Origin of the sequence: Nonomuraea sp. NPDC005650, from assembly GCF_040605375.1 — a bacterium.
GTDB lineage: Bacteria > Actinomycetota > Actinomycetes > Streptosporangiales > Streptosporangiaceae > Nonomuraea.
Window position 1 is genome coordinate 82,711 of sequence record NZ_JBEXCR010000018.1, and the last position, 25,932, is coordinate 108,642.

Annotated in this window: 22 protein-coding genes; 12 read left to right on the forward strand and 10 right to left on the reverse strand. The window is 69.9% G+C overall.

Going from position 1 to position 25,932, the window contains the following annotated elements; all coding sequences use genetic code 11:
- The first annotated feature begins 204 nt into the window (after positions 1-204).
- Positions 205-1,749, forward strand: coding sequence for an alpha/beta hydrolase (locus tag ABZS69_RS29780; RefSeq protein WP_355378359.1), 1,545 nt, complete (start codon positions 205-207; stop codon positions 1,747-1,749).
- Between the two features lie 215 nt (positions 1,750-1,964).
- Here ABZS69_RS29780 and trpS read toward each other — a convergent pair whose 3' ends face one another.
- The gene (trpS, locus tag ABZS69_RS29785) at positions 1,965-2,969 is read right to left on the reverse strand and encodes a tryptophan--tRNA ligase (protein WP_355378362.1); all 1,005 of its coding nucleotides are present in this window, start codon (positions 2,967-2,969) and stop codon (positions 1,965-1,967) included.
- Between the two features lie 14 nt (positions 2,970-2,983).
- Positions 2,984-4,297, reverse strand: coding sequence for a hemolysin family protein (locus ABZS69_RS29790; RefSeq protein WP_355378364.1), 1,314 nt, complete (start codon positions 4,295-4,297; stop codon positions 2,984-2,986).
- Between the two features lie 86 nt (positions 4,298-4,383).
- Here ABZS69_RS29790 and galE point away from each other — a divergent pair, with 86 nt between their 5' ends.
- Positions 4,384-5,334, forward strand: a complete 951-nt coding sequence (gene galE / locus ABZS69_RS29795; RefSeq protein ID WP_355378366.1) for a UDP-glucose 4-epimerase GalE — start codon at positions 4,384-4,386, stop codon at positions 5,332-5,334.
- A 210-nt stretch (positions 5,335-5,544) separates the two neighbouring features.
- Here the strand turns inward: galE and ABZS69_RS29800 are convergent, their stop codons facing one another.
- Together ABZS69_RS29800 and ABZS69_RS29805 are read right to left on the reverse strand one after the other, a co-directional pair.
- On the reverse strand, positions 5,545-6,531 hold the full coding sequence (locus tag ABZS69_RS29800; protein WP_355378368.1) for a malate dehydrogenase: 987 nt from the start codon (positions 6,529-6,531) through the stop codon (positions 5,545-5,547).
- 53 nt (positions 6,532-6,584) lie between these two features.
- A complete protein-coding gene (locus ABZS69_RS29805; protein WP_355378370.1) occupies positions 6,585-8,537 on the reverse strand; it encodes a serine/threonine-protein kinase in 1,953 nt (650 codons plus the stop codon).
- 145 nt (positions 8,538-8,682) lie between these two features.
- On the opposite strand from ABZS69_RS29805, the gene ABZS69_RS29810 reads away from it, so the two are divergent.
- On the forward strand, positions 8,683-9,810 hold the full coding sequence (locus ABZS69_RS29810; RefSeq protein WP_355378371.1) for a saccharopine dehydrogenase NADP-binding domain-containing protein: 1,128 nt from the start codon (positions 8,683-8,685) through the stop codon (positions 9,808-9,810).
- Here the strand turns inward: ABZS69_RS29810 and ABZS69_RS29815 are convergent, their stop codons facing one another.
- The 4 genes from ABZS69_RS29815 to ABZS69_RS29830 all read right to left on the reverse strand — a co-directional run bounded on the left by ABZS69_RS29815 (position 9,811) and on the right by ABZS69_RS29830 (position 13,830).
- Entirely contained in the window at positions 9,811-10,815 is a 1,005-nt protein-coding gene (locus ABZS69_RS29815) for a polysaccharide deacetylase family protein (RefSeq protein WP_355378373.1), read from the reverse strand.
- Positions 10,816-11,131: 316 nt separating this feature from the next.
- On the reverse strand, positions 11,132-12,349 hold the full coding sequence (locus ABZS69_RS29820; protein ID WP_355378375.1) for an NADP-dependent isocitrate dehydrogenase: 1,218 nt from the start codon (positions 12,347-12,349) through the stop codon (positions 11,132-11,134).
- A 53-nt stretch (positions 12,350-12,402) separates the two neighbouring features.
- Entirely contained in the window at positions 12,403-12,702 is a 300-nt protein-coding gene (locus ABZS69_RS29825; protein ID WP_355378377.1) for a DUF3017 domain-containing protein, read from the reverse strand.
- A 6-nt stretch (positions 12,703-12,708) separates the two neighbouring features.
- On the reverse strand, positions 12,709-13,830 hold the full coding sequence (locus ABZS69_RS29830) for a citrate/2-methylcitrate synthase (protein ID WP_355378379.1): 1,122 nt from the start codon (positions 13,828-13,830) through the stop codon (positions 12,709-12,711).
- Positions 13,831-14,011: 181 nt separating this feature from the next.
- Here ABZS69_RS29830 and ABZS69_RS29835 point away from each other — a divergent pair, with 181 nt between their 5' ends.
- Positions 14,012-14,659: an FHA domain-containing protein gene (locus ABZS69_RS29835; RefSeq protein ID WP_355378381.1), complete on the forward strand. Its 648-nt coding sequence runs from the start codon at positions 14,012-14,014 to the stop codon at positions 14,657-14,659.
- Positions 14,660-14,836: 177 nt separating this feature from the next.
- Here ABZS69_RS29835 and ABZS69_RS29840 read toward each other — a convergent pair whose 3' ends face one another.
- Positions 14,837-16,303 (reverse strand): family 10 glycosylhydrolase, encoded by a 1,467-nt coding sequence (locus ABZS69_RS29840; RefSeq protein WP_355378384.1) that lies wholly within the window; start codon positions 16,301-16,303, stop codon positions 14,837-14,839.
- 151 nt (positions 16,304-16,454) lie between these two features.
- Here ABZS69_RS29840 and ABZS69_RS29845 point away from each other — a divergent pair, with 151 nt between their 5' ends.
- The gene (locus ABZS69_RS29845; RefSeq protein ID WP_355378386.1) at positions 16,455-17,891 is read left to right on the forward strand and encodes a glycoside hydrolase family 3 protein; all 1,437 of its coding nucleotides are present in this window, start codon (positions 16,455-16,457) and stop codon (positions 17,889-17,891) included.
- Positions 17,888-18,748 (forward strand): MurR/RpiR family transcriptional regulator, encoded by an 861-nt coding sequence (locus ABZS69_RS29850; protein ID WP_355378387.1) that lies wholly within the window; start codon positions 17,888-17,890, stop codon positions 18,746-18,748. Before ABZS69_RS29845 ends, ABZS69_RS29850 begins: the two co-directional genes overlap by 4 nt.
- Positions 18,749-18,767: 19 nt before the next feature.
- Here ABZS69_RS29850 and ABZS69_RS29855 read toward each other — a convergent pair whose 3' ends face one another.
- Entirely contained in the window at positions 18,768-19,538 is a 771-nt protein-coding gene (locus ABZS69_RS29855) for an IclR family transcriptional regulator C-terminal domain-containing protein (protein ID WP_355378389.1), read from the reverse strand.
- A 101-nt stretch (positions 19,539-19,639) separates the two neighbouring features.
- On the opposite strand from ABZS69_RS29855, the gene ABZS69_RS29860 reads away from it, so the two are divergent.
- From ABZS69_RS29860 to ABZS69_RS29885, 6 genes are read left to right on the forward strand one after another with little or no spacing between them, the layout of a single operon-like run.
- On the forward strand, positions 19,640-20,578 hold the full coding sequence (locus tag ABZS69_RS29860; protein ID WP_355378390.1) for an ABC transporter substrate-binding protein: 939 nt from the start codon (positions 19,640-19,642) through the stop codon (positions 20,576-20,578).
- Entirely contained in the window at positions 20,575-21,354 is a 780-nt protein-coding gene (locus ABZS69_RS29865) for an ABC transporter permease (RefSeq protein WP_355378392.1), read from the forward strand. Before ABZS69_RS29860 ends, ABZS69_RS29865 begins: the two co-directional genes overlap by 4 nt.
- Positions 21,351-22,103 (forward strand): ABC transporter permease, encoded by a 753-nt coding sequence (locus tag ABZS69_RS29870; RefSeq protein WP_355378394.1) that lies wholly within the window; start codon positions 21,351-21,353, stop codon positions 22,101-22,103. The genes ABZS69_RS29865 and ABZS69_RS29870 overlap by 4 nt, the downstream gene beginning before the upstream one ends.
- The gene (locus ABZS69_RS29875; protein ID WP_355378396.1) at positions 22,096-22,866 is read left to right on the forward strand and encodes an ABC transporter ATP-binding protein; all 771 of its coding nucleotides are present in this window, start codon (positions 22,096-22,098) and stop codon (positions 22,864-22,866) included. Before ABZS69_RS29870 ends, ABZS69_RS29875 begins: the two co-directional genes overlap by 8 nt.
- Positions 22,863-24,461 (forward strand): thiamine pyrophosphate-dependent enzyme, encoded by a 1,599-nt coding sequence (locus tag ABZS69_RS29880; protein ID WP_355378398.1) that lies wholly within the window; start codon positions 22,863-22,865, stop codon positions 24,459-24,461. The genes ABZS69_RS29875 and ABZS69_RS29880 overlap by 4 nt, the downstream gene beginning before the upstream one ends.
- Positions 24,462-24,471: 10 nt before the next feature.
- Positions 24,472-25,932: an aldehyde dehydrogenase family protein gene (locus ABZS69_RS29885; RefSeq protein ID WP_355378400.1), complete on the forward strand. Its 1,461-nt coding sequence runs from the start codon at positions 24,472-24,474 to the stop codon at positions 25,930-25,932.

Sequence of the window (25,932 nt, forward strand, 5' to 3'; positions counted from 1 at the left end):
CCGCCACTGCGCGCTATTGGCCGGCGACCTGACGATACGAAAGCTCATGGAGGCACCCGACCTTTGATGAGAATCGAAATCTCCGAATGACCGGAAACCCGGCGTATAGGACCAAAGGCCCAGTGCCGTCGTCCTCGCGAAGGAGCCGCTGATCCATACTTGCGCCCGATTCACAGTCGTCCGGAGGCCGTTGAAGATCAGAGCATGCGAAGACTCACCGCATTGTTGTTCGGACTCATCGTCCCGCTCGCCTTACTCACGCCGGTCGCGTCCGCCACCACGCAGGCCGCGCAGCCACGGGACACGATCTCGTGGACGCCGTGCCCGGAAGAGCCGGGCGTCGAATGCGGAACGCTCACCGTGCCCATCGACTGGAACCAGCCGTCGAGCGGCACGTTCGAGGTGGGTGTGGCCCGCCGCAAGGCCACCGATCCCGCCGCCAGGATCGGCGCGCTCGTGCTGGGAGCGGGCGGCCCGGGAGGATCTGGGGTGGGGCTGGTCTTCGGCAGCCCGCACCGGTTCAGTCCCGAGATCCTGCGCCGCTTCGACGTCGTCGGCCTCGACCCGCGGGGCACCAACCGCAGCCACCCCGTGGTCTGCTCCACGGACGTGATGGCGCAGGCCCCGGATCCGCTCCTGAAGAGCCAGGCCGACTTCGACAGGATGCTGGCCTACAACGACCGTCTGCGTGCCGACTGCCGGGCCCGTACCGGCCCGCTCTTCGACCACGTCGACTCGCTCAGCACCGCGGCCGACCTCGACGCCTTCCGCGCCGCGCTCGGCGAGGAGAAGCTGACCTTCTGGGGCGGCTCCTACGGCACCCTCCTCGGCCAGCTGTACGCCGAGCGTTACCCGTCGCGGGTCCGCGCCTTCGTGCTCGACAGCACGATGGACCACAGCCTGGACACGCGGGGTTTCATGGACACGGAGACCTGGGGCGCGCAGGACGCCTTCAACGAGTTCGTGGCCTGGTGCGACCGCGACAGCCGCTGCGTCCAGCACGGCAAGGACGTCAGGTCGATCTGGAAGGGGCTGCTGGAGCGAGCCGACCGCGGCGAACTGCCCGTCCCGGGAGAGCCGGAAACCAAGATGACCGCGTTCGTGCTGATCAACAACGCCCTGGGCGCCTTCTACGATCCGGCCAACTGGCAGCCGCTCTCCCAGTTGCTCGCCGACCTGGAGGCCGGTGAGACCCCGCGCGCGGGCGCGCTCCCCTTGGCGATCGACCGGACGCAGGAGGTCAGTCCCAACCCGTTCCAGGTCTTCTGCCTGGACTACCGGCTGCCCGTACGCGACTACCGCGAGTTCGGCAAGCACCTGCGCCGCCTGGCGAAGATCGCGCCCGACATGCGTTACAGCCCGCTGGCGATCGGCCCGGTCATCTCGTGCCTCGGCCAACCGGACCCGATCCCCAACCCACAGCACCACCTGAAGGTGCGGACGAACACGCCGCTGCTGGTGCTCAACTCCCTGCACGACCCGGCCACCGTCTATCCGTGGGCGCTGAGCACGACCCGTCAACTGGGCCGGTCGGGCCGGCTGCTCACGTACGAGGGCTGGGGCCACATCGTCTACGGACGTGGAGCCTGCGGCACGGGGGCCGTCGACGCCTTCCTGATCTCGCAGACCCTCCCTGCTCCGGGGACCCGCTGCCCGGCCGTCCCCCCTGCCGAGGTCCAGACGCTCAGGCAGCCCGTCACCCCGCTACCTGGCACACCGGGCTGGATGCCTCCCGGCCTCTTCAAATGATCTTCGGGTGATCTCTTGATGCGGGGTGGCTCGTGCGTATACGAGCCACCCCGCTGTCGACTGTCACGGAGAGCAGGGAGAACGCCGGCTCAATACGCGGGTGCCCCTGTGGTCGACGAACTGCGCTCAGATGACAGGGCGACCTTGGGCGACAGCGCGGCCGAAGGCCGCCCGGGGCGGGGTCCAGCGGGCCCACCTGGGTGGAGTCGCGTGACCTACAGCGTGGGGAGGAAGCCGACCTTGTCGCGGACCTCGGCCATGGTCTGCTTGGCCACCGCCGCGGCGCGTCCGGCGCCGATGGCCAGCAGGCGGTCGAGCTCGGCCTCGTCCGACAGCAGCTTCTCCGTGCGCTCCCTGATCGGCGTGAACGTGTCCACCACCGCCTCCGCCACGTCCTTCTTGAACGTGCCGTACCCCTGCCCCTCGTAGCGGGCCACCAGGTCGGGGATGGGCGTCCCGGTCAGGGCCGACTGGATGCGGAGCAGGTTGGAGATGCCCGGCTTGTTCTCCTCGTCGAACAGCACCTCCGAGCCCGTGTCCGTGACCGCCCGCATGACCTTCTTGCGCAGCGGCCCGGGCTGCTCCAGGACGTCGAGGATGCCGGCGGGGCTGGAGGAGGACTTCGACATCTTCGCCGTGGGGTCCTGGAGGTCGGTGATCTTCTCGACCTCCTTGAGGATGTACGGCTCGGGCAGCGTGAACGTGTCGCCGAAGCGGTGGTTGAAGCGCTGGCCCAGGTCGCGGGTGAGCTCCAGGTGCTGCTTCTGGTCGGCGCCGACCGGGACCCGGTTGGCCTGGTAGAGCAGGATGTCGGCGGCCTGCAGGATCGGGTACGTGAAGAGGCCGACGCTGGCCGCGCTCTCCCCGAACTTGGCCGACTTGTCCTTGAACTGGGTCATCCGCCCGGCCTCGCCCATGCCGGTGAGGCAGATCAGGATCCAGGCGAGCTCGGTGTGCTCGCGCACGTGCGACTGCACGAAGACGGTGGAACGCTCCGGGTCGAGGCCCGCGGCGAACAGCTGCGCGGCGGCGACCCGGCTGCGGCGGCGCAGCGCGGCGGGCTCGGTCGGCACGGTGATCGCGTGGAGATCGACCACGCAGTAGAAGGCGTCGTGGGTCTCCTGCAGAGCGACCCACTGCCGGACGGCACCCAGGTAGTTGCCCAGGTGGAAGGAGTCCGCTGTGGGCTGGATGCCGGAGAGTACACGAGGTCTGGCCATAGAACGCAATTGTGTCAGGAATCCTGGTCGGGCGGCGACTCGACCACTGGGCGGCGTTTCACTCTCACCCTCGCGATACGGCGCCCGTCCAGCTCCGTAACAGTCAGCTCAAAACCCGATATTTCCACCTTTTCCCCGGCAGATGGCACATGTCCCAGCATCGCCATGACAAATCCGGCAAGCGTTTCATAAGGGCCGTCCGGCAGCCGGATGCCGGTCTCGGTGGCGAAGTCGTTGAGGTTCGTGAGGCCGTCGATCTCGATCTCGCCGGCGGGCAGGACCACGACGTCCTCCTCGACGTCGTACTCGTCCCTGATGTCCCCGATCAGCTCCTCGACCAGGTCCTCCATGGTCACGATGCCCGCCGTGCCGCCGTACTCGTCCACCACGATCGCCAGGTGCTGGCCCTCGTCGCGCATCTCGTTCAGGGTGCTGAGCAGCCGCTTCGAGGCCGGCACGAACTTGGCCGCGCGGATCGGCACCACCGCGCTGATCGGCTCGGTCCGCCCGATGAGCTCGGGATCCAGCAGGTCCCGTACGTGCACGAACCCGATGATCTCGTCGTACGACTCCCGATAGACGGGGAAGCGCGAGTGCGGCAGCCCGGCGGCGGTGCGGGCCGCCTCGTCCAGCGGCGTGTCGACGTCCATGAAGTCCACCTCGGTACGCGGCAGCATCACCTCCCTGAGCTGCCGTTTCCCGGCCGCGAACACCTCGCCGATCAGCTTGCGCTCGTCGGCGGTGAGGTCGGTGTGCCCGACCACCATGTCGCGCAGCTCCTCCGTGGTGACCTCTTCGCGGTCGGCCTCCGGATTGCCACCGAGCAGCCGGACCACGAGGTCGGTGGACTTCGACAACGTCCAGATGATCGGCCGCGACAGGGACGCGATCCGGTCGAGGAACGGCGCCACGAACAGCGACAGCCCCTCGGCCCGCTGCAGCGCCAGGCGCTTGGGCGCCAGCTCGCCGAGCACGAGCGACACGTACGAGATCGCCAGCGTGACCAGCACCAGCCCGAGTACTGGCGCGACGGCCTGGGGCACCTGCCACCCCTCCAGTACGGGCACGAGCTGCGCGCCCAGCCGGTCGGCGCCGAACGCGGCCGACAACATGGTGGCGACGGTGACACCGATCTGGACGGCGGACAGGAAGCGGTTGGGGTCACGGGCGAGTTTGGCCACCCGTTCACCTCGGCGGCCCCGGCGGGAGAGCTTGCGCACCTGGCTTTCCCGGAGGGAGACCATGGCGATTTCGGCGGCGGCGAAGAACCCCCCGATCAGGATGAACACCAGAACCAGGGCGATGTTGGCCGCGAGGGTGTCAAACATGGTGGTTGGCAGCGTACTCGGCGGCTTTCGCGCGTATGCTGGGCGGCAAGCCGTACAAAATCCAACATATTTGAACAGGAGTACACATGAGGCTATTGGTCACCGGGGGTGCCGGATACGTCGGCAGTGTTGTCGCGGCGCAGCTCATCGAGGCAGGACACGAGGTGACCGTACTCGACGACCTGTCAACCGGGCATCAGGACGCGGTGCCGGAAGATGCCCGATTTGTCCAAAAAAGCATCACCGCGGCGCATGACGCGCTCGACGACGTGGACGCGGTGCTGCACTTCGCGGCCAAGTCCCTGGTGGGCGAGTCGGTGGAGAAGCCGGGGCTCTACTGGGCCCACAACCTCGGCGGCACGCTGGCCCTGCTCGACGCCATGCGGGACAAGGGGGTGAACAGGATCGTGTTCTCCTCGACCGCGGCCACGTACGGGGAGCCCGAGCGCTCCCCGATCGAGGAGCGCGACCCCACGCGCCCGACCAACCCCTACGGCGCCTCCAAGCTGGCCGTGGACACCACGCTGAGCGCGTTCGCGGAGATCCGCGGGCTGGGCGCGGTGAGCCTGCGCTACTTCAACGTGGCCGGGGCCTACGGCCGCTTCCGCGAGCGGCACACGATCGAGACCCATCTCATCCCGAACATCCTGAAGGTCGCGACCGGCGAGCGCGAGTCGGTGAGCGTCTTCGGCACCGACTACCCGACCTCCGACGGCACCTGCGTGCGCGACTATGTCCACGTGTCCGACCTGGCGCGGGCGCACCTGCTGGCGCTGGACGCCATCACGCCGGGCGAGCACAAGATCTACAACCTGGGCAGCGGCACCGGCTTCAGCGTGCAGGAGGTGATCTCGGTCTGCCGCGAGGTCACCGGGCACGAGATCCCGGCCGTGGTCGCGGACCGGCGCCCCGGCGATCCCGCCGTGCTGGTCGCCTCGTCCGCCAAGATCCAGAGCGAGCTCGGCTGGAAGGCCGAACGGCCCGCGCTGCGCGACATCGTCTCTGACGCGTGGGACGCGCTTTCGTCAAACGCGTGATACGGCATCGGAAAATGTGCTGTGATACCGAAATGTGAGGAACTTTTCACCAAGGGTCACGAAGCTGCTCTTCGGTGTCCTCATCGTGGTGGGTAGCCTTCTGGCCGCAGGGGGCGTGATCTTCGCCACGCCGCCGGCCGTACCCGCCGTGCAGCCCGTGCCCTGTCCGCCCTGAAGCCCCCCGCCTCGCGCGGGGGGCCTGGCGGGTCGTCAGATGAGGCCGAGCTCCTTGACCGCGTCGCGCTCCTCCACCAGCTCGCCCACGCTGGCGTCGATCCGCTCGCGGGAGAACGCGTCGATCTCGAGACCCTGGATGATCTCGAACTTGCCGTTCGCGGCACGCACCGGGAACGACGAGATGAGCCCCTCGGGCACGCCGTAGGAGCCGTCGGAGACGACGGCCGCGGAGGTCCACTCGGTGCCGTTGACCCAGTCGTAGACGTGGTCGATCGCCGCGTTGGCGGCCGAGGCGGCCGAGGAGGCGCCACGGGCCTCGATGATGGCGGCGCCGCGCTTGGCCACCGTCGGGATGAACGTGTCGCGCAGCCACTCGCCGTCGACCTGCTCGGCCGCGATCTTGCCGCCCACCTCGGCGTGGAACAGGTCGGGGTACTGCGTCGCGGAGTGGTTGCCCCAGATCGTCATCTTCTTGATCTCGGCGACCGGGACCTGGAGCTTGGCGGCCAGCTGGGACAGCGCGCGGTTGTGGTCGAGCCGGGTCATCGCGGTGAAGCGGTCGGCGGGCACGTCGGGCGCGTTCTGCTGGGCGATGAGCGCGTTGGTGTTGGCCGGGTTGCCCACGACCAGGACCTTGATGTCATCGGCGGCGTGGTCGTTGATCGCCTTGCCCTGGGGGCCGAAGATGCCGCCATTGGCGCCGAGCAGGTCGCCACGCTCCATGCCGGCCTTCCGCGGCATGGCGCCGACCAGCAGCGCGACGTTGGCCCCGGCGAAGGCGACGTTGGGGTCGTCGGTGATCTCGATGCCGGACAGCAGCGGGAACGCGCAGTCGTCGAGCTCCATCGCGGTGCCCTCGGCCGCCTTCACCGCCGCCGGGATCTCCAGCAGGCTGAGCTTGACCGGGACGTCGGCGCCGAGCAGCTGCCCCGACGCGATGCGGAACAGCAGTGCGTAACCGATCTGGCCGGCGGCTCCGGTGACGGTCACCTTGACGGGCCCATTGGCTGACGACGCCATGGCCTTCCCCTCACTCGCAGGATATTGGTTGACTTTGGGATGCTACCTGCTCGTCATCCGCAGGCTTCCATCGCGGGCACCTTCTGCTCCGGATCGAAGTCGACCTTGGCGAAGTACTTGCTCAGAAGCTGCTTCATGTAGCCCGTGCGGTAGAGGTCGGCGATGACCGCCTTCACCGCCTTGCAGGTCTTCACGTCGCCGTTCTTGATGCCGACCGCGTACCGCTCGTTGTTGAGCTTGGCGCCGAGGACCTTGTAGCGCATGTTCTCGCGGGCGGCGAACCCGGCCAGGATCAGGTCGTCGCCGGGGATCGCGTCCACCTTGCCGTCGCGGAGCAACTGCATGCAGACGGCGTAGTCGCCGGCCGAGACCGGCTCGACCTTCACCTTCCGCTGCACCTCGCCGACGGACGGGCTGTCGGGGGCGCAGACCTTCTTGCCCGTCAGATCGTCGATGGACTCGATGCCGCTGCCCGAGCGGACGAGGACGTCGTGGTGCGCCAGGTAGTAAGGCCCCGCGAACTGGGTCTCGGAGTTGTCGACGGAGTAGGTGGCCACGACCAGGTCGACGCTGCCGTCGTCCAGCGCGCCCTCCCGGTCACCCCTGCTGACCTTGACGAACGCGGTGTCCTTCGCTCCTAACTCGGTGGCGATGCGCTTGGCGACCTCGATGTCGAAGCCCTGGAATTCGTCGCCGTTCTGCAGCGCGATGCCGGGCAGGTCGCCCTTGACGCCGATCACGATCTTGCCGGTCTCCGCCACCTTGTCCACCACGGAGGCGAACACGGTGGGCGCCTTCTGCTCGACCGTCTCCGTGGGCTCGGGCCCCTCCCGGAACGCGAGCGACCAGCCGCCGTTCATCGCCAGCGCGATGGCGGCGGCGGCGAGCAGGACGACGGCGGTGGCCACCGCGATCCACACCCTCGCGCGGCGCGACCGTCCGGGCAGGGAGGGCTCGGTCATCGGGTACGGCACCCCGCCGCCCTCGGGCGGGACCGTGGCGAGCTGGGAGGACTCGGTCACCGGGTACGGCGCGCTCTCAGGCGGCGGCACCGTGGCCGTCGGCGGCGGAATCGTCGTGGGCTGCGGCCGGGGCAGGTCGGTGATCGACCCGGCCGACACCCTGTTGAACGGCGTCGTGTCGTCGCTGGCCACCTGCACGCCCCGGGTGAGCACCGCCGTGGACGCCCCCACCGTGGACGGCTGCCCGAGCAGCCGCAGCAGGATCTGGTCGGCGGACGGCCGGTCGGCCGGAGACTTGGACAGCGCGGAGCGCACCACGCCGCGCAGCGGCTCCGGCATCATGTCGACGTCGACCTCGTGGTTGAGGATCCGGTTGAGCACCACGGCGATGGACTTGCCCTCGAACGCGGGCTGCCCCGTGGCCGCGAACGCGATGGTGGCGCCCCAGGAGAACACGTCCGTGTAGGGCCCGACGTCGTCGCCCGCGATCTGCTCGGGCGCCATGTAGGCGGGCGTGCCGATGGCCCGGCTGGTGATCGTGCCGGTGGAGTCGATGATCCGGGCGATGCCGAAGTCCACCACGCGCGGCCCGTCGGCGGCGATCAGCACGTTGTCGGGCTTGAAGTCTCGGTGGACGATCGAGGCGTGGTGGATCGCGGTGAGCGCGGTCGCGGTGCCGATGGCCAGCCGGTCGAGCACCGTGCCGGTGAGCGGCCCGTCGGTCTCGATGATCTCCCTGAGCGGCCGGCCGTCGATGTACTCGCTGGCGATGTACGGAGTGTTACCGTCGAGATCGGCCTCCATCACCCTGGCGGTACAGAACGACGCCACCCGCTTGGCCGCCTTCAGCTCCCTGGCGAAGCGCGACCTGGCTATCGTGTCACCGGTGAACTTGACGTGCAGCAGCTTGATGGCCGCCTGCTCCCCGTTGTCGTTGACGCCCAGGTAAACGATGCCCTGACCGCCTTCCCCGATCCGTCCGGACAGCCGGAAAGACCCCAGCTGTGTGGGATCGCCGGCGACCAGCGGCGAGATTTGCGGCATTCGTCATCCCCACGTGTGCTAACCCCAACGACGCAAACTTTACGACGTTCAGCAACTCCTCAGGGATCCGTTAACCGTTCGTGACGTCACGGTTTTACCCCGCGTGGAGTTGCGTGCACGAGCCTTCACAGGGAGGCTCTGGATCATGGACCGCCCCTACGACATCGTACTTTTCGGAGCGAGCGGCTTTACCGGCGCGCTCACGGCCGCCTATCTCGCACAGGCCGCCGGACCCGGCACGCGGTGGGCACTGGCCGGGCGTGACCGGGCCAAACTGGAGCGTCTCGGACTCGACGTACCGATCTTGCTCGCCGACGCCACGGACCCGGACTCGGTGGCCGCACTCGCGCGCCGGACGCGCGTCCTGGCCACCACGGTCGGCCCCTATGTCACGTACGGTGAGCCGCTGGTGGCCGCGTGCGCCGAGGCCGGCACCCATTACCTGGACCTGACGGGCGAGCCCGAGTTCGTGGATCTGGTCTACATGCGCTACCACGACCGGGCGGCCAGGAGCGGGGCCAAGCTCGTGCACGCCTGCGGCTTCGACTCCATCCCGTACGACCTGGGCGTGCTCCACACCGTCGGCCACCTCCCCGAGGGGGTCCCGCTCAGGGTGAGAGGCTTCCTGCGGGCGAGGATGGCCCCGTCGGGCGGCACCCTGGCCACCATGATGTCCATCCTCGGCCGCGCGCCCCAGATGGTCCAGCAGGGCACACAGCGCCGCTCCGCCGAGCCGCGGCCCGCCGGCCGCCGGGTGAGCTCGCTGCCCGGCGGCGTCCGCTACGTGGGCGGCTGGGCGCTGCCGATGCCGAGCCTCGACCCGTTGGTCGTCGGCTATTCGGCCCGCCTCCTCGACCGCTACGGCCCCGACTTCACCTACCGCCAGTACTACGCCGTCCGAACCCTCCCCGAGGCCCTGGCCACCGTGACGACCGCCGGCGCCTTCGCCGCGCTCGCCCAGATCCCGCCCGTACGCGGCTGGATCCAGGGCCGGCTGAAGCCCGGCGAGGGCCCGTCGGCCGAGCGGCGCGCCAGGAACTGGTTCAAGGTCACGTTCCTGGGTGAGGGCGGCGGCGAGCGCGTGGTCACGGAGGTCGCGGGCGGCGACCCCGGCTACGGCGCGACGGCCAGGATGTTCGCCGAGTCGGCCCTCTGCCTCGCCTTCGACGACCTCCCGGACCGCGCCGGCCAGCTGACGACGGCCTCGGCCATGGGCCGGCCCCTCATCGACCGGCTACGCGCGGCGGGCATCACGTTCGACAGGAAAGAGTGATCAGTAGGACAGGCCCCACTTGGCGAAGGACTTACGCAGGTACGGGTTCTTGAACTTCGGGTACGCCACGGTCCGCACGTCGCCGTCCGAGGTGTAACGCATGTCCGGGTTGTTCTTGAGCCAGTCCAGCCACGCCTCCGAGCAGAACTGCTTGCAGTCGCCCTTCTTCTCCATGACCTTGATCCGCGGGATCCCCAGCGGGTCGAACGCCTTGCTGAACGGCGCCGGCGCGGGCGTGTAGCCGGCCAGGAACGCGCCCTGGTGGTTGTAGTCCTTGCCGTGCAGGGCCCATGCCTTGTTGCTCGGCTGGTTCCCGTACGGCAGGGCGATCGTGGTGGGTTTGACGCCGGCCAGGGAGTTGATCTGCTCGGCGATCCCGCTGATCTGGTCGTCGACCTCCTTGTGCGAACGTCCGCGCAGGTTGATGTGATCGCGGGTGTGGTTGCCGATCTCGAACCCGTTGTCCTTGAGCCAGCCCAGCATCTGGGCCTGCTCCTCGCGTACGGTCTTGCCGAACATGTCGCGGGTCACGTAGAAGGTGGCCTTCGCCGGGAAGCCCGGGTGCTTGGCCGCCACGTCCTTGAGAATGGCGACCGCGGTGTTCGGAGCCGGGACGCCGACCTCGTTGAGCGTGAGCTGCGACGGCGAGGAGTCGTCGAACGTCAGCACCACAGGATGCTTGCCGGCCGGAATGTCGATCTTGCCCGCCACCATCTCGGCGGCCGTGATCGGCACGTAATCCTCTCTGACCAGCCGCTCCAGATCCGCCCGGAACTGCTGCGGCGTCCGGTCGTCCGTCGTGGCCGGCTTGTCCACGATCCGGTGGAACATCAGCACCGGGATCTGCCCCAGCTCGTTCGCCTTGACCTCGGCGGCGCGCTTGACCCTGGCGGCCTGGGTCGCCTTGATCTTGGCCGCGGCATCGGCCTTGGTGTCGACCATCTTGACGGTGCTGGGCTGCGAGTCGCAGCCGCTCAGGAGGGCGGCGGCGGCCAACAGCCCCACTCCACTGAAAATACGCAGTCGCATCTGAACCCCCCGAGACGCGTACGACTGTTACGAGGTGGCTCTTACCCAGCTGATCAATTGCGCCACGCCGCGTCACCGTCAAGAGATGGTCTGGGAAACGTCCATCGGCCGGCGGCGAGCCGTTTCCCGAAGGGCCGGCGGACGGCGCCCCTTCAGCCCGTCCGTCGCCTGGCTGACCTGGTCGAAGACGGGCCCGATGGCCGATGCGAGCAAATGCGGAAATTCCCGCAAATAGAACTATAAATACGAAACGGCCCCCGCCTCATAACGAGGCAGAGGCCGTATTCGATGTTCAGACGGACATCTTCTTCTTGAGGTTCTCGTCCAGCGCCGCCAGGAAGTCCTGAGTGGTGAGCCACTTGGCGTCGCCGCCGACCAGGAGCGCCAGGTCCTTGGTCATCTGGCCGCCTTCGACGGTCTCGATGCAGACCTCCTCCAGCTTGCCGGCGAAGTCGGTCACGGCGGGGGTGTTGTCGAGCTTGCCCCGGTGGGCCAGGCCGCGCGTCCACGCGAAGATCGAGGCGATGGGGTTGGTGGAGGTGGGGTTGCCCTTCTGGTGCTCGCGGTAGTGGCGAGTCACGGTGCCGTGGGCGGCCTCGGCCTCGACGGTCCTGCCGTCGGGGGTCATCAGGACCGAGGTCATCAGGCCGAGGGAGCCGAAGCCCTGGGCCACCGTGTCGGACTGCACGTCGCCGTCGTAGTTCTTCGCGGCCCAGACGTAGCCGCCCTCCCACTTCAGCGCCGCGGCGACCATGTCGTCGATGAGGCGGTGCTCGTACGTGAGACCGGCCTTCTCGAACTCGGCCTTGAACTCGGCCTCGAAGACCTCGGCGAAGATGTCCTTGAAGCGGCCGTCATAGGCCTTGAGGATGGTGTTCTTCGTCGACAGGTAGACCGGGTAGTTGCGGGCCAGGCCGTAGCGCATCGAGGCGCGGGCGAAGTCGCGGATCGACTCGTCGAGGTTGTACATCGCCAGCGCGACGCCGCTGCTGGGGAAGTCGTACACGTCGAGCTCGATCGGCTCGGAGCCGTCCTTCGGCGTGTACGTCAGGGTCAGCGTGCCCTCGCCGGGGATCTTCAGGTCGGTGGCGCGGTACTGGTCGCCGAACGCGTGACGGCCGACGACGATCGGCTTGGTCCAGCCGGGGACGAGGCGCGGCACGTTCGACATGATGATCGGCTCGCGGAAGATCACGCCGCCGAGGATGTTGCGGATGGTCCCGTTGGGGGACTTCCACATCTTCTTGAGACCGAACTCCTCGACCCGCGCCTCGTCCGGGGTGATGGTGGCGCATTTCACACCGACGCCGTGCTTCTTGATGGCGTTCGCGGCGTCGATGGTGACCTGGTCGTCCGTCGCGTCCCGGTGTTCGATGCCGAGGTCGTAGTACTTCAGGTCGACGTCGAGGTAGGGAAGGATCAGCTGGTCCTTGATGAACTGCCAGATGATCCGGGTCATCTCGTCGCCGTCAAGCTCGACGACAGGACCCTCCACCTTGATCTTGGGCATGCGAATGGTTCCCCTTCAATGAATTGATGCGTTGAGGCTATCGGACCGTCCGGTCATCGGGCGAAAAGGGACAGTATCAACGCTTTGAGCTCGTTGTTGTAGAGCAGGAGCGAGGTCAGGACCAGCACGAACCCGAACCCGGCCAGCGTGATGACGTCGACCTTCTTGCTGCGGATGGTCAGCTGCCCGCCATAGCCGGCGAAGCGGAGGGCGGCGGCGATCATGATGACGGCGCCCAGCACGAACCCGCCCCAGCGCGGGTTCGCGAAAAAGATCACGAGCACGCCAATGACCGCACCCGCCAGGATCAGCGGGTACGGTCCCCAGCGCTCACGCTCAGTCCGTTGGCTCAACGCACCTCATCGCTCGTCTATCGGCTTCCACTTCTGATCGGTCTCACCGATGTACTCACTGTCAGGCCGGATCAGCCTATTGTCTGCGTGCTGCTCTATGACATGGGCAGTCCAGCCGGACATGCGGCTGATCGAGAAGACCGGCGTGAAAAGGTCCGTCGGGATCCCGAGATAGTGGTAGACCGAAGCCGCGTAGAAGTCGACGTTGGGGTAGAGGCCCTTCGTCTCGAAGACGACCTCCTCCATCTCCTTGGACATCCGGTAGTACGTGTCGTCGCCGGCGGCCTCGGCCAGCTCGGCGGACATCTTGCGCAGATGGGTCGCGCGCGGGTCCTCGGTCTTGTAGACGCGGTGGCCGAATCCCATGATCTTCTCGTGGGCCGCGAGCTTGTCACGTACGACCTGGGCCACCTGGCCCGGCGGGATCGACTCCAGCAGCTTCATGACCTGCTCGTTCGCGCCGCCGTGCAGGGGGCCCTTGAGGGTGCCGATGGCGGCGACGATCGCGGAGTGCATGTCCGAGAGGGTCGCGGCGCAGACGCGGGCGGCGAACGTGGAGGCGTTCATGGTGTGGTCGGCGTGCAGCACCAGGCACTCGTCGAAGATCTCGACCTCACGGGGGTCGGGGACGCGGCCGGTGACCTCGTGCAGGAAGTTCGCGGCGATGCTGAGCGACGGGTCGGGCTCGGGAACGCTTCCGCCGGTGCGGGCGGCGTGGTAGCGGGCGACCAGCAGCGGCTGCTGAGCGGTCAGCCGGGCAGCCTTGCGCAGGTTGGCGTCGGGGGCGATGGAGTCCTTGTCCGCGTCGTCCGCGGCGGTCAGCGACACCAGGGTGCGCAGCGCCTCCATCGGTTTCTGCTTCTCGGCGATCTCGGCGATGTTCGCGGATGCCAGTGCGCCCAGCTCCCGGCCCTGCGCCAGCTCGTCGACGTACGCGTCGAGCTCGGACCGGTTGGGCAGCTTGCCACGCTGGAGCAGGTGTGCGGTCTCCTCGAACGTCGCGCGGCCGGCCAGGTCGTGGATGTCGTATCCACGGTAGAAGAGCCGGCCGGCCTTTCCGTCAATGTCGCTCAGCGCGGTGGACGCCGCGACGACATCGGCCAGACCTTTCGTGGGCTTGTCCGCCATGAGTGTTTCCTCCGCTTATCTTCGTCCGAAGTCTACCCGTGAGCAGGCAAAACCGGCCTCAAAGGTCCAGACCAATTTCACGCCGGATTCTCCTTTCGGCAAAGGCGATTCCGCATCCCCTCGTTTGGGTAAGCCGGAGCTGTAGTAATAGTTACGGCGGGCTACCTGGGGAGGAACTGCCGTGGAGGGGCCGTTCATACGCATCGAGGACACTGGCGAGGTGGTCCCGTTGCGCCCCGAGATCACGACGGTCGGGAGGGGTCGAGGGGTCGACATCCGGCTCACCGATCCCAGCGTGTCTCGACTCCATGCCGAGTTCGTCAGGCGAGGACCCTACCTGTACGTCGTAGACCTGGGGCTGTCCAGGAACGGCACACGGGTGAACGGCAGGCCGATCGCCCGGAGGGTCCTGGACGACGGCGACGTCGTCTCCTTCGGCGCGGCGCGGGGTCGCATCGGTGGAGTCCCCCGTGAGGACTTCACCCCTGAGGTCGAGCTCCGCAGGGCCGCGGCGCCCGAGCTGACCAGGCGCGAGGTCGACGTGCTGACCTCGCTCTGCAGGCCGGCGCTGTCGGACGAGGCGTTCGTCGCCCCGGCGACCGCACGCGAGATCGCCGACGACCTGGTCGTGACCGAGGCCGCGGTCAAGCAGCATCTGCTGCGGCTCTACCAGAAGTTCAGGATCCCCGAGGGCACCAACCGGCGCACGCGCCTGGCCAACGAGGTCGTCGCGCTCGGTCTGGTCCGTCCGACCCCCGTGGTGCCACCACAGCGGTCGACCGGAGCCCCGGCCGAGCAGCCATCGGCGGCTGGGCGAAGGGCTTCCTGACGACGGGCCTGATCGCGACCGGGGCTTCGGCGAGGGGTTCCGGCAGCGTCGGAACCTGAGCGTCAGCGTGCCCGCGACCACGGGAAACGGGCACGTAGCCGACCGGAAACCGGCCGGCGACGCGGGCGTGCGGGCGGAGCATGCTCCTGCTCTGAGAGCAGGAGCACGCTCTCAGGCTCAGATGACCCTGAAGCCGTTGCTCGGCTTGCTGGTCCGGTTGGCCCGGTCCACCGCGACCACGTAGTAGTGGTCGCCGCGCTTCCCGTCGGCGTCCGTCCAGCGGACCTGCCGGTCGCCGGGCACGACCGCGACCAGGTTGCGGGCGTCGGCGAAGTCGCCCGAGGACGCGTCCCGGCCGAAGCGGAAGATCGCGAACTGGAAGGGCTCGTCCCTGCCGGTGGCCACCGCGCGCACCTCGACCCCGCCACCGGGGCGGCGCAGCGCGTACGCCAGGACCGGCCTGCGCGGCGGCTCGCCGTCCGCCAGCCGGGGCAGCACGGGAGCCAGCGCGGGCCGCTGGTAGTGGTCGTTGACGGCGGTCGTGATGGAGCCGATCCGGTCGACCTTGACGTCGTTGGCGTTGTACCAGATGTCGCCGCTGATCTCGGGGTGGTCCCGGTTGAGCGTCAGGTGGGCGGACAGCTCGCCGGGGGCCTGCCACTGGGCCACCTGGGCGGGGTCGCCCGCCTTGTAGGCGGCCTGGCCGATCCACAGCAGCGTCTTCGTGCCGCTCGCCACGTCGGACCACCAGGGCACGAGCTTGGAGTAGTCGGCCGGCGGCTGCCCCATGTACCAGTAGAGCTGGGGCGCGATGTAGTCGAGCCAGCCCTTCTTGACCCAGCCGCGGGTGTCGGCGTGCAGGCTGTCGTACGACTGGCCGCCGTTGGTGTCCGAGCCGAGCGGGTCGGAGGCCTTGTTGCGCCAGATCCCGGACGGGCTGATGCCCCACGCGATCTCCGGCTTGGCCGCCAGGACGCGCTGCTGCATCTCCTGCACCATCAGGTCGACGTTGTTGCGCCGCCAGGTGGCCAGGTCGGGGAAGCCGGCGCCGTGCTCGGCGAAGGTGGCGCTGTCGTCGAAAGCCGTGGTGTTCGTGGGGTAGAAGTAGTCGTCGAAGTGCAGGCCGTCGATGTCGTAGCGGGTGACCGCGTCCATCATCGCGTCCTGGCAGAACTTCCGCACCTCCGGCAGACCCGGGTTGTAGTACAGCTTGCCGCCGAACGGCAGGATCCAGTCGGGATGCTTGCGCCCGGGGTGGTCGGGGTGCAGCTTGGCGGGGTCGGCCTGCATCGAGACGCGGTACGGGTTGAACCAGGCGTGGAAGGCCAGGCCACGCTTGTGCGTCTCGGCCACGGCGAACCCGAGCGGGTCGTAGCCGGGGTCCTGACCTTGGGTTCCGGTCAGATACTGTGACCAGGGCTCGTAAGGTGACGGCCAGAACGCGTCCGCGGTCGGCCTGATCTGCACGAACACCGAGTTCAGCTTGCGCTGTACGGCCACGTCCAGCCAGGCGACGAACTCGGCCTTCTGCTCGTCGGCGGTCAGTCCCGGCTTCGACGGCCAGTTGATGTTGACTACCGAGGCGATCCACATGCCGCGCATTTGACGCAACGGCGGTACGTAGTCCTGCGCTAACGCGGGCATCGGAACGGCGGATGCGGCGGCGGCGAGGGCGAGGCCCTTCAAGAGAGTCCGTCTGCTCGGCATGGGGGGTGGCCTCTCGGAAAGTGGTTGTATCGAAGGCGACGATGACAGAAAATTACCTTCAGATCAACAACCGTGAAGGAAAGTGCCGATGAGCGGTGAGCTGTCCAGACTGGCGATGACAGTGTTGCACCCAGGGTACGAGGGGACATCTGTCCCCGAGTGGCTGCGACGCGCGCTGGGCGAGGGTCTGGGCGGGATCGTCCTGTTCGCCCGCAATGTCATTGACGCACAGCTCGTACGGCAACTGCGGGCCGAAAACCCGGACACCGTCGTCGCGATCGACGAGGAAGGCGGCGCGGTCACCCGGCTGGAGGTCCGGGCCGGCAGCTCCTTCCCCGGCAACAGGGCCCTGGGCGTGGTGGACGACGTGACGCTCACCGAGCGCGTGGGCCGCCAGATCGGCCGGATGCTCGGCGAGCTGGACATCACGCTCGACTACGCCCCCGACGCCGACGTGAACTCCAACCCGGCCAATCCGGTCATCGGCATCCGATCCTTCGGCCCCACGCCCGACCTGGTCTCCCGGCACACCGTCGCGTACGTGAACGGCGTTCAGGGTGCGGGCGTGGCCACGTGCGCCAAGCACTTCCCCGGCCACGGCGACACCGTCACCGACTCCCACCTGGCACTGCCCACCGTGCACGCCTCGCGCGAGGTGCTCTTCGCGCGCGACCTGCCGCCGTTCCGGGCCGCGATCGCCGCCGGGGTGCGCTCGATCATGTCGGGCCACCTGCTCGTCCCCGCGCTCGATCCGTCGATGCCGGCGACGCTGAGCCGTACCGCCATGACCGAGCTCCTCAGGGGCGAGCTCGGCTTCGACGGGATGCTCGTCACCGACGCGATCGAGATGCAGGCGGTGGCCGCCATGTTCACCCCGGGCGAGATCGCGGTGCGGGCGCTGAGCGCGGGCGTGGACGCCATCTGCGTGGGGCTGTCCACCGAGGAGAGCCTGCACGGGATGCGTGACGCGATCGTCGCCGCCGTACGCGCCGGAGAGCTGCCCGAGGAGCGGCTCGCGGAGGCGGCCGGGCGGGTGCTCGCGCTCTCCCAGTGGTACGCGGCCCAGGCGGCGCTGCGCGACAAGGCCCGGGGCGACGTGGACGAGGGCGTGGGGCTGGAGGCGGCCAGGGCGGCGCTGACCACCTCCGGCGCCGCCAAGCTCGACCGGGCTCCGCTGGTGGTCGAGGTCAACACCCGCTTCAGCAAGGCCGTGGACCCCTTGACTCCGACCGGCATCACGGCGGCGATCACCTCCCTGCTGCCGAACACGGCCCGGCTGCAGCTCGAACCCATGGGTGACCTGCCCGATCTGGCGGCCGACGGGCGGCCGGTCGTGCTGGTGGTGCACGACGCCGCCCGCTACGACTGGGTGCGCTCGACGGTGGCCAAGGCGCTGGCGATGCGGCCCGACGTGATCGTGGTGGACACCGGCGTGCCCGCGCCGCCCGGAGCGGCCGTCCACCTGGCCACCCACGGGATCTCCCGCGTGTCCGCGCAGGCGGCGGCGGAATGGCTGACGCGGTGACCACCGAACCGGCGAACCCGGTCGCCGCCGTACGCGCCGTCCTGCCCTCGCTCACCCCGGCGGCGCAGTCCATCGCCCGCATCATCCTGGACGATCCGGGGCTGGTGGTGCGCAGCACGATCACCGAGTTCAGCGGGGTCTCCGGGACGAGCGAGGCGACCATCGTGCGGACGGCCAGGGCGCTCGGGTTCGCGGGATACTCGCAGATGCGCTTCGCCCTGGCGGCGGCCGTGGCCAAGGAGCCGGAGCGGCTGGTGCCCGGCGATCTCGCGCCCGACGACCCGCTGACGGACGTGATCGCCAAGGTCGCCCGGGCCGAGTCGGAGGCGCTGGCCGACACCGCCGCGCAGCTCGACCCCGACCAGCTGTGCGACGTGGTGAAGGCCATCTCGGCGGCGCGGCGGGTGGACGTGTACGGTGTGGCGGCCTCGGGGCTGGTAGCGGCGGACATGTCGCAGAAGCTCCTGCGGATCGGGCTGTCCAGCCATCCGTTCAGCGATGCGCACCTGGCTCTGACCAGCGCGGCGCTGCTCCGGGAAGGCGACGTGGCGGTGGCGATCAGCTGCAGCGGCGAGACGCCCGACGTGCTGGTGCCCGCCCGCACCGCGGCCGACGCCGGGGCGTTGGTCGTGGGGATCACCAACAACCCGCGGTCGTCGCTGGCCGAGCTGGCCGATCACACGCTGGTCTCGGCGGGGCGGGAGACCGCGTTCCGGCCCGGGGCGCTGGCCAGCCGGATCAGCCAGTTGCTGATCGTCGACTGCATCTTCGTGGGGCTGGCGCAGCGGACGTACGACACCTCCGACGCGGCCATCCGCGCGACCCGGGACGCCACGGACCGCTACCGCAACCGCTGACCCGCCGGCCTTCGGGGGGTCAGGCGCGGGCGGCCGAGAGGGCGGCGAGGTCGGCCTCGATCTTGGCGGCCGTGGCCAGCAGCGGCGGGAGCAGGTCGCGGCGGGCCGCCTGCAGGGTCGTACGGCTGGCGTGGGTCGAGACGTTGACGGCGGCCACCGTCCGCCCCGAACGGTCGCGGATCGGCGCGGCGATCGAGCGCAGCCCCTCCTCCAGCTCCTGGTCCACCATCGCCCAGCCCCGCCCGCGCACCTTGGCCAGCTCCGCCCGTAAGGCGGCGGGCAGCACGATCGTGTGGGAGGTGAGGCGGCGCAGCGAGGCCCGCTCCAGGTACGCGTCCAGCTCGTCCGGGGAGAAGGCGGCCAGCAGGACCCGCCCCATCGACGTGCAGTACGCGGGGAACCGGGTCCCGATGCTGATCGTCACCCGCATGATCCGGGCCGTCGCCACCCGGGCCACGTAGACGACGTCCTCCCCGTCCAGCACCGCCACCGAGGCCGACTCGTGCACCTCGGCCGCCAGGCGCTCCAGGTGCGGGTCGGCGACCTCGGGCAGCGACAGGCTCGACAGGTACGCGTACCCCAGCTCCAGCACCCTGGGCGTGAGCGAGAACAGCCGCCCGTCGCTGCGCACGTACCCCAGGTCTTCGAGCGTGAGCAGGAAACGCCTGGCCGCGGCCCTGCTGAGGCCGGTCGCGCGGGCCACCTGACTGAGCGTCAGCTCAGGGTCGGCGGCACTGAAGGCCCGGATCACCGCGAGCCCCCGAGCCAGCGACTGCACATGATCAACCATCGTGATCCCCTTGACATGGGCCGGCAGAAGCGTAAGTTCCGCGATACGGGGTTGTTCGGTCAGAGAATACATGTGCGCATCGCGAACAAATAGGAGCCATCGTGCGTCGCGCCCTCATCGTCCTCGTCGCCTTACTCACAGCCGCCTGCGGCGGCACCCAGCCCGCCACCGACGGCCAGGCCAAGCAGGCCGACAAGGTCAACGCCGGAGTGATCGCGATCGTCGACACCGCTCCGATCCACCTGGGCAAGGCCAAGGGCTTCTTCACCGAGCAGAACATCGACCTCACGATCACCCCGGTCCAGGGCGGCGCGGCCGCCGTCTCGGGAGCGGTGAGCGGGCAGTTCCAGTTCGCGTTCGCGAACACGACCTCGCTGCTGACCGCCAAGCAGCAGGGCCTCGACGTCAAGGTGGTCGCCAACGGCGTCTCCTCCACCGGTCAGCAGGGCAAGGACTTCAGCGCGGTGCTGGTCAAACCGGACAGCCCGATCAGGACGCCCAAGGACCTGGCGGGCAAGAAGATCTCCGTCAACCAGCTCAAGAACATCGGCGACACGACCGTACGCGCTTCCGTGCGCAACGCGGGAGGCGACCCCACCGGCATCGAGTTCGTGGAGCTGCCGTTCCCCGACGCGCCCGCCGCGCTGCAGAGCGGCCGGGTGGACGCGATCTGGGTGGTCGAGCCGTTCGTCAGCCAGGCCGTCAGCCAGGGAGCGCGCCCCGTGGCCTGGAATTTCGCCGACGCCGCCCCCAACCTCACCGTCGCCATGTACTTCACCACGGGCAGGACCGACGCCGACCTGACCAAGCGGTTCACGGCGGCGATGCGCAAGTCGCTGGAGTACGCGGACGCGCATCCGGACGAGGTCAGAGAGGTGCTGAAGACTTACACCAAGATCGCGCCTGACGTGATCGCGAAGATCAACCTGCCGAAGTGGCCCGTCGAGGTCAACAGGGCCTCCGTGCAGACCGTGGCCGACCTGGCGCTGGCCGACGGGGTGCTCAAGCAGAAGGTCGACGTCTCGGCGCTGGTGCCGTGACCGGGCCGCTGAGCCGGCTCGGACACGGGCTCGCCGGGCTCGGCGGGCTGCTGGTGCTGACGGAGGCCGTACCGCGGCTCGGCCTGGTCGACGAGCGGTTCCTGCCGCCCGCCTCGCGCATCCTGGGCACGCTGGCCGGGGAGCTGGCCACGCCCGAGCTGTGGATCGCGCTCGGCGAGACCATGCTCGGCTGGGTGCTGGGGCTGGCGCTGGCGTTCTGCGCGGCGGTGGTGGCCGGGTTGGTCATCGGGATCGTGCCGGGCCTGCGCGCGCTGACGAGCTCCACGGTCGAGTTCCTGCGCCCGATCCCGTCGGTCGCGCTGGTGCCGCTGGCGACGCTGCTGTTCGGGCCGTCGATCGGCTCGACGCTCCTGCTCGTGGTGTACGCGTCGTTCTGGCAGGTCCTCATCCAGGTCCTGTACGGCGTCGCGGCCGTGGACTCCGTGGCCTTCGACACCGCCAGGTCGTACGGACTGTCTGCCTGGTCCAGGGTCAGGCACCTGGTGTGGCCGACGGCGCTGCCGTACGTCATGACCGGTCTGAGGCTGGCGGCGGCGGTGGCGTTCATCCTGGCGGTGACGGCCGAGCTGGTGATCGGCAGCCCAGGGCTGGGCGCCGAGATCCAGGTGGCGCAGAGCAGCGGGGCCGTGCCGACCGTGTACGCGCTGATCGTGCTGGCCGGGCTGGTCGGCATCGGGGTGAACGCGGCCGTGCGGCTCCTGGAGCGCCGGGTGCTGGCCTGGCATCCGAGCGTCCGGTCGGAGGTGGCCGCATGATGCGGGTCGTCAGGCTGCTCGCCCTGCCGGCGGCGCTGGTGCTGGTCTGGTGGGCGGTCAGCGGGAGCTCGTTCTACCTGCCGAGCCCCGGCCTGGTGGGGCGGGCGTTCGCGGAGACGTGGTTCTCCGAGCGGATCGTCGACGACGTGCTGCCGAGCGTGGCGCGGCTGCTGGCGGGCTACGTGGTGGCGGGGCTGCTGGGCGTGGGCCTGGGCGTGGCGATCGGGCTGTCGCCGCGACTGCGTGCCACGCTCGAACCGGTGCTGGAGTTCTTCAGGGCCATCCCCCCGCCGGTGCTGGTGCCGTTGATCATGCTGCTGGCCGGGATCGACACCCCCATGAAGGTGCTGGTCATCGTCTCGGGCTGCCTGTGGCCGATCCTGCTGAACACCGTGGAGGGCGTACGGGCGCTGGACGAGGTGCTCGCCGACACCTGCCGCATGTACGGCGTACGCGGGAGCTCCAGGCTGCGGCGGTTCGTGCTGCGCGGCGCCAGCCCGCAGATCATGACCGGGCTCCGGCAGGCGCTGTCCATCGGGATCATCCTCATGGTCATCAGCGAGATGTTCGCCAGCTCCAGCGGGCTGGGGTTCACGATCCTGGTGTTCCAGCGGCAGTTCCAGATCGCCGAGATGTGGAGCGGGATCCTGCTGCTCGGGCTGATCGGCCTGGGCCTGTCCGTGCTCTTCCGCCGCGTGGAGCGGCGGGTGTTGTCCTGGTACTACGGCAGTGGAGCCGCCCGTGCTTGAGATCTCCTCCTTGCGCAAGGTCTACGAGAGCCCCGGCCGCACCGTCGAGGCGATCCGCTCGATCACCGTCGGCGTCGGCGCCGGCGAACTGGTGTGCGTGGTGGGGCCGTCGGGGTGCGGCAAGACCACGCTGCTCAGGTGCGTCGCGGGGCTGCTGCCGGCCAGCGGGGGCGAGGTGCGGGTGGACGACGTGCTCGTGACCGGGCCGCCACCGCGGATGGCCGTGGTGTTCCAGGAGTACGGGCGCAGCCTCTTCCCCTGGATGACCGTGCGCGAGAACGTCGAGCTGCCGCTGAAGGAGAAGAAGGTGCCCGCGGGGCGGCGGCGCGAGCTGGTCGCCGACTCCTTGGAATCGGTCGGTCTCAGTGACGCCGCCGACGCCCATCCGTGGCAGCTGTCCGGCGGCATGCAGCAGCGGGTGGCCATCGCGCGGGCGGTGGCGTACGAGCCGCAGGTGCTGCTGATGGACGAGCCGTTCGCAGCCGTGGACGCCCAGACCCGGGCGGACCTGGAGGACCTGATCCTGCGGCTGTGGCGGGACCTGGGGGTGACCACGCTGTTCGTCACCCACGACATCGATGAGGCCGTCTATCTGGGGCAGCGGGTCATCGTCCTGTCCTCGTCGCCGACCGTGATCATGGAGGACCTGAAGGTGGATCTGCCCTCCGAACGCGACCAGCTCACGACCCGCTCGCTGCCCCGGTTCGGTGAGTTGCGCGGGCACGTCTACCGGCAGATCCAGCGGGCCAGGGGCGAGCCGTGACGACGGTCAGGGACGCCACGTTCGACGTGCTCAGGCGGTACGGGCTGACCACGATCTTCGGCAACCCCGGCTCCACCGAGGTGACCCTGCTGACCGGGCTCCCCGACGACCTGCGTTTCGTGCTCGCGCTCCACGAGGGGTCCGTGGTGGGGATGGCCACGGGGTGGGCGATCGGGCACGAGGCGCCCGCGCTGGCCTTGCTGCACACCACGGCCGGGCTGGGGAACGCGGTGGGGGCCATCGCCACCGCCCGGGTGAACCGGGTGCCGCTGGTGATCCTGGTCGGGCAGCAGGATCGGCGGCACCTGGCGCTGGAGCCGTTCCTGACCGGGCGGCTGAGCGGGCTGGCCGGGGACTATCCGGTGCGGGTGGACCAGCCGGTGCGGGCGCAGGACGTGCCCGGGGCGGTGGCCCGGGCCTGTCACGAGGCGACGACCTTCCGCGGGCCGGCGCTGGTGGTGGTGCCGATGGACGACTGGGAGGCGCCCTTCTCCGGGGAGACCGCGGCGGCGCCCGCGCGGGTGGTGCGGCCTGCCGGCGTTTCCGACGACGACCTCGCGCCGCTGGTGGAGCTGCTGTCGCAGGCCCGGTCGCCGGCGATCGTCGCGGGCGCGGGGGCCGGGTGGGAGGCGCTGGTCGCGCTGGCCGAGCGGCTCGGGTGTCCCGTGTTCCAGGAGTCGTTCGGGGGGCGGGCCGGGTTCCCGCAGGACCATCCGCAGTACGCGGGGGTGCTGCCCGCCGACCGGGCGCGGCTGCGGGAGACGCTGGCCGGGCACGACGTGGTGCTCGCGGTGGGGGCTCCCGCCTTCCGGCAGTACCCGTACGCGCCCGGTCCCCTGGTCGTGCCGGGGACGTCGATCGCGGTGGTCACGGACGACCCGGCCGAGGCGCATCGCAGCCCGGCTGACCTGGCCTACCTCGCCTCGCCGTCGGCCGTCTGCGCCCGGCTGGCCGCCCTGCTACCCGTACTGCTGCCCGCCTCGTCCCCGGCGGCCAGGCGGGTTCTCTCGCCCGACATCCCCGAACTGCCGGCGGAGGGGCGGCCGATGCGGGCGGCGCACGTGCTGCGCGCGCTGGCGCTGCGGCTGCCCGCCGACACCGTGCTCATCGAGGAGACCCCCTCGTCCCGCCCCGACCTGCACCGGCTCGTGCCCGCCAGGACCCCGCTCGGCTTCCTGTCGGCGGCCATGGGCGGCCTCGGGTTCGCCGTGCCCGCCGCGGTGGGCCTGCGGATGGCGCTGCCCGGCCGGCCCGTGGTCGCCGTCGTGGGCGACGGGTCGGCCCTCTACGGCATGCACGCCCTCTGGAGCGCCACGCACTACCGGGTGGGCGCGCTGTTCGTCGTGCTCGCCAACGGCCGGTACGCCGTCATGGACCGGCTGGCCGACAAGCAGGGCGGCAAGGCGCCGTGGCCGCCGTTCACCGAGGTGGACATGGCCGGCCTGGCCAGGTCGCTGGGGTGCCCCGCCAGGCGGGTGGACTCGTACGACGAGCTGACGGCGGCGCTCGACGAGGTGCTGCCGACGCTCGCGGCCCGCGAGGAGCCCCTGCTGCTCGACGTGACCGTCACCGTGGATCCGGACTTCCAGCCTTAGGAGGCTCATCATGACGTTCCTCGACCCCAAGATCTGGACGGGATCGATCTTCGACGGCGGATGGACGGCCTCGCGCGCCGGGGACGCGCCCGTCATCGAGCCCGCCACCGGCAACGAGCTCGGCCGCGCGGGCGTCGCCGGCGCCGACGACGTGGCGGCGGCGGCCGTACGGGCCCGGTCCGAGCAGCGGGCGTGGGCCGCCACGCCGTACGAGGAGCGGGCGGCGCTGCTGCGGCGGGCCGGGCGGCTGTTCGAGGAGCACGCGCAGGAGATCCAGGACTGGATCGTCCGGGAGTCCGGCGGCGTGCCGGGCAAGGCCGGGTTCGAGACGCACGTGGCGGCGCAGGAGTGCTACGAGGCGGCGGCGCTGGCCTCGCAGCCCCTGGGCGAGGTGCTGCCGACGGCCCGCAAGCGGCTCAGCTTCGCCCGGCGGGTGCCGGTCGGGGTGGTGGGGGTGATCGCGCCGTTCAACTTCCCGCTGATCCTGGGCATCCGGTCGGTCGCCCCGGCCCTGGCGCTGGGGAACGCGGTCGTGTTCAAGCCGGACCAGCGTACGGCCGTGTGCGGCGGGTTCTCGATCGCGCGGGTCTTCGAGGAGGCCGGGCTGCCGAGCGGGCTCCTGCACGTGCTGCCCGGCGGCCCCGAGGCCGGTCAGGCGCTGGTCGCCGACCCGAACATCCCCGTGATCTCCTTCACCGGCTCCACCGCCGCCGGGCGCAAGGTCGGCGAGGCGGCGGCGCGCCTGCTCAAGCGGGTCCACCTGGAGCTGGGCGGGAACTCGGCGCTGGTCGTGTTCGACGACGCCGACCTCGGGGCCGCGGCGTCGGCGGGCGCGTGGGCGTCGTTCTTCCACCAGGGGCAGATCTGCATGACCTCGGGACGGCACCTCGTGCACGAGGCCGTGGCCGAGGAGTACGTCGAGCGGCTCGCCGCCAAGGCCGCGGCGCTGCCGGTCGGCGATCCCGCCACCGGGCAGGTCGCGCTCGGGCCGCTGATCGACGCCGGGCAGCGCGACCGGGTGCACCGGCTGGTCACCTCCAGCGTCTCCGCCGGGGCCCGGCTGGCCGCCGGGGGGACGTACGAGGGGCTGTTCTACCAGCCGACGGTGCTGGCGGAGGTGCCGGTGAGCGCGCCGGCGTACGCGGAGGAGGTGTTCGGGCCGGTGGCGCCGGTGACGACGTTCGCCACGCTGGAGGAGGCGGCGGCGCTGGCCGCGGACTCCGAGTACGGCCTGTCGCTGGGCATCCTCACCCGGGACGTGATGAAGGGGCTGGCGCTGGCCGACCTGGTGCCGACGGGGATCGTGCACATCAACGACCAGACCGTGGACGACGAGGCCGTGGCGCCGTTCGGCGGGGTGGGGGCCTCGGGGACGGGGGCGCGGTTCGGCGGGACCGGGGCGAACGTCGACGCCTTCACCGAGACGCAGTGGGTCACCATGCAGGGCGACATCGCCACGTACCCGTTCTAG